Below are 3,046 nucleotides of genomic sequence, written 5' to 3'. Positions count from 1 at the left end.
ACCGATCACGTTCACCGAAACGTCTGATCACCATCGCCGAAATACGCAAGCAGAAGATCGAAATCAACTACGCGATGCCAGAATGCACGGCCGACCAGCACTACCGGAATACGCTGCATCTTTCCGGTCTGGATCAAGGTGAGCACCTCGAACAGCTCATCGAGCGTTCGATAGCCACCCGGGAATGCCACCAAGCCCTTGGCGTGCAACAAGAAGTGCATCTTGCGCAGCGCGAAATAGTGGAATCGGAACGCCAAATCCGGGCACATGTAGGGGTTGGGTGCCTGTTCGTGGGGCAGCGTGATGTTGAGGCCAATCGAACGTGCGCCAACCTCGAAAGCACCGCGGTTGGCGGCCTCCATGATGCCGGGCCCACCCCCGGTGACGACGACGAAATCACGGCGGTTTTGCTGCTGGAAACGCGCCGAAATAAGGCCCGAGAAACGCCTCGCTTGCTCGTAGTGACGTGCCTGTTCGACCCGGCGATTGGCTCGCGCAAGCTCTTGCCTCAGCCCGACATTCTCCGGAGTGACGAGCGCCTGACGCTCCAGCGCGCCAAGGCGGGCTTCTGCCGTCTCGGCATCGCTCACGCGTGCGCTGCCGAAGACCACTACCGTCGAGTGAATGCCTTGCTCGTGCAGGATGCGCTCAGGTTTGAGCAGTTCGAGTTGTAGTCGCAGCGGCCGCAGTTCGTCCTGGCCAAGCAGCTCGATGTCTTCGTACGCAAGACGGTATGTTGGTGACTCGCGGATGGCGCGCAGGCGTTCAGCGAGATCTTCTGCAGGTTTCATCACTCGTGCGCCAGAAAGTCCGGCCAGCGCAGCGCATGGCCATACTCGGGCACCGTGACCTGCCAGCCGAGTTGCTGCTGCAAGAGTTCAGCGAAGGCTTGCGCGGCCGACGATTCCCCATGCACCACGAAGGTTTGCGCCGGTGCTTGAATGAAAGCACGGGCCCAATCCAGCAGCGCCTTTTGGTCGGCATGCGCCGAGAGGCCGTCCACGCTGTGGATCGCCGCACGTACCGGGATGTCCTCACCGAAGATGCGTACACGTTCGGCCCCCTCGATCAGGCGCCGGCCAAGCGTCCCCTGCGCCTGGAAACCGGGAAACAAGATGCTGCATTCGCGGCGTGGCAAGTTGTGGCGCAGGTGGTGCCGGATACGCCCCGCATCGCACATGCCGCTGGCAGAAATAATGATGGCCCCGGAGCGAATCCGGTTCAGCGCCATGGACTCCTCAGCGCTCGCGGTGAAATCCAGATACGGGAGGTTCTCGCCGCGCGCATGCCATCCGGCCAACCGCTTCGCCTGTTCGTCGAACAATTCGAGATGCTCACGCGTGATGCGTGTGGCCTCGGTGGCCATCGGCGAATCGACAAACACCATTGGACGCTGCAGACGCCCTTCGCAGGTGAGACGATGTAGGTGGTAGAGCACCTCCTGGGTTCGGCCGACCGCAAAGGCCGGAACGATGACATTGCCGCCGCGCTCGAACAGGGTTTTCTCGACGATGCCGATCATGTCCGCTTCGGTCGCCGAAAAATCCTTGTGCCGGCGGTCGCCGTAGGTGGACTCGATGACGAGGATGTCCGCGTCCTCGATGGGTGTCGGGTCGCGCAGGATGGGGCGTCCCGGCTGGCCCAAATCGCCGCTGAACACGATCTTCGTGGGGTAACCGTACTCGGTAATCCACACTTCCACGATGGCCGAGCCGAGGATGTGGCCGGCATCACGAAAGCGGGCGCGCACCCCGACGCGGGGTGCGAACTCCCGGTCGTATTCGATGCCGCGTACCTGCTGCAGGCATTCGTGTGTATCCTGCAGGGTATACAGGGGTGGCGGCACGGTCTTCTCTTTGAACCGCTTGGCAACCCGCTTGGCATCGCTTTCCTGGATGTGAGCGCTATCGGGCAGCATCACCCCGAGCAGATCAACCGTCGCTGGCGTGGCGTAGATGGGCCCCTTGAACCCGGCGCGCGTCAGTTTGGGCAATAGCCCGCTATGGTCGATGTGGGCGTGGGTCAGCAGGACGAAGTCAATGGACGCCGGGTCGAACGCAAACGGCTCGTAGTTGCGTGCTGCTGCTACACGCCCACCTTGAACCATGCCGCAATCGACCAGGAAGCGGACATTAGCCGCTTCGACCAGGAAGCACGATCCGGTGACTTCTCGGGCTGCGCCCAAAAAACTGAGTTTCATAGGGCGTTCACTCGGGTTTTCGCATCGGGCAAGTGCTGAGGCCGAGCAGGCGATAGCCAGGACAGCGGCCTGCCAGGCCGGTGAGGAGCGGCATGATTCCAATGAGTCCCAGCCAACGCCAAGATGAGTCCAGCCACAATGGGAGACTGAGCAAAATCAGTCCGATGACGATGCGCACAATGCGGTCGAGATTTCCAACGTTGATTTGCATGACGGTCTCCTGTGTTGAATCAGCGGCTTGAAAACGCGACGGGGGCGGCAGTGCCCCGCAGCAGATGGGTTGCGCTGGATGCCGCCGTGGATACGTCCCAGCCGCCACCAAGGGCCTTGTACAGCGCCACCAATTGCACGGCGGCGTTGGTATGCGCGCGTGCCGCTGCGGTTTCGGCCTCGTGCAGGCTTCGCTGGGCGGCCAGCAGTTCGACCAGTGCAATGTCGCCCGCCGCGTAGCGCGCCTTGGCGTGGCCGTAGCTTGTGCGCGCGGCATCCAGTGCCATGCCACGGCGTTCCAGTGTGTCCAGCCCGCCGTGGTAGTCGCCCAGCGCGCGTTCGGCGTCGCCCAGCGCCGCCAGCACGGCCTGCTCGTAGGCCAGCGCGGCCTGCCGCTGCCCCGCCTCGCGCGCCCGAATCTCGGCGCGCACGCGGCCGCCGTCGAACAGGCGCCAGGAAATCAGCGGCAGGATGGAAAAACGCGAACTGGATGCATCGAACCAATCGCCCGTACTGAGCGCTTGGAACCCGCCGCCGACACCAATGGAGAGTTTGGGGAACAACTCGGCCGTGGCCACGCCGATGTCTGCGGATTTCGGCGATGGTGATCAATCGTTTCGGCGAACGTGATCAGTC

General features: G+C 62.8%; 3 protein-coding genes and 1 pseudogene. All 4 read right to left on the bottom strand.

The genetic code is table 11. The features are described 5' to 3' along the window. Positions 1 to 11: 11 nt before the first annotated feature. Complete coding sequence (locus ACSHSS_RS29925) at positions 12 to 791, bottom strand: LOG family protein (protein ID WP_233620247.1); 780 nt, start codon at positions 789 to 791, stop codon at positions 12 to 14. After that, on the bottom strand, positions 791 to 2,200 hold the full coding sequence (locus ACSHSS_RS29920; RefSeq protein ID WP_011516037.1) for an MBL fold metallo-hydrolase RNA specificity domain-containing protein: 1,410 nt from the start codon (positions 2,198 to 2,200) through the stop codon (positions 791 to 793). The genes ACSHSS_RS29925 and ACSHSS_RS29920 overlap by 1 nt, the downstream gene beginning before the upstream one ends. Positions 2,201 to 2,207: 7 nt before the next feature. Continuing rightward, positions 2,208 to 2,411, bottom strand: coding sequence for a YgaP family membrane protein (locus ACSHSS_RS29915; RefSeq protein WP_010792188.1), 204 nt, complete (start codon positions 2,409 to 2,411; stop codon positions 2,208 to 2,210). Positions 2,412 to 2,430: 19 nt separating this feature from the next. Continuing rightward, positions 2,431 to 3,003 (bottom strand): annotated as a pseudogene (locus tag ACSHSS_RS29910) (TolC family protein); the annotation flags it as partial. Positions 3,004 to 3,046 lie beyond the last annotated feature (43 nt).

Source organism: Burkholderia sp. BC1 (genome assembly GCF_052683555.1).
This window is presented reverse-complemented; position numbering and strand designations above follow the sequence as displayed.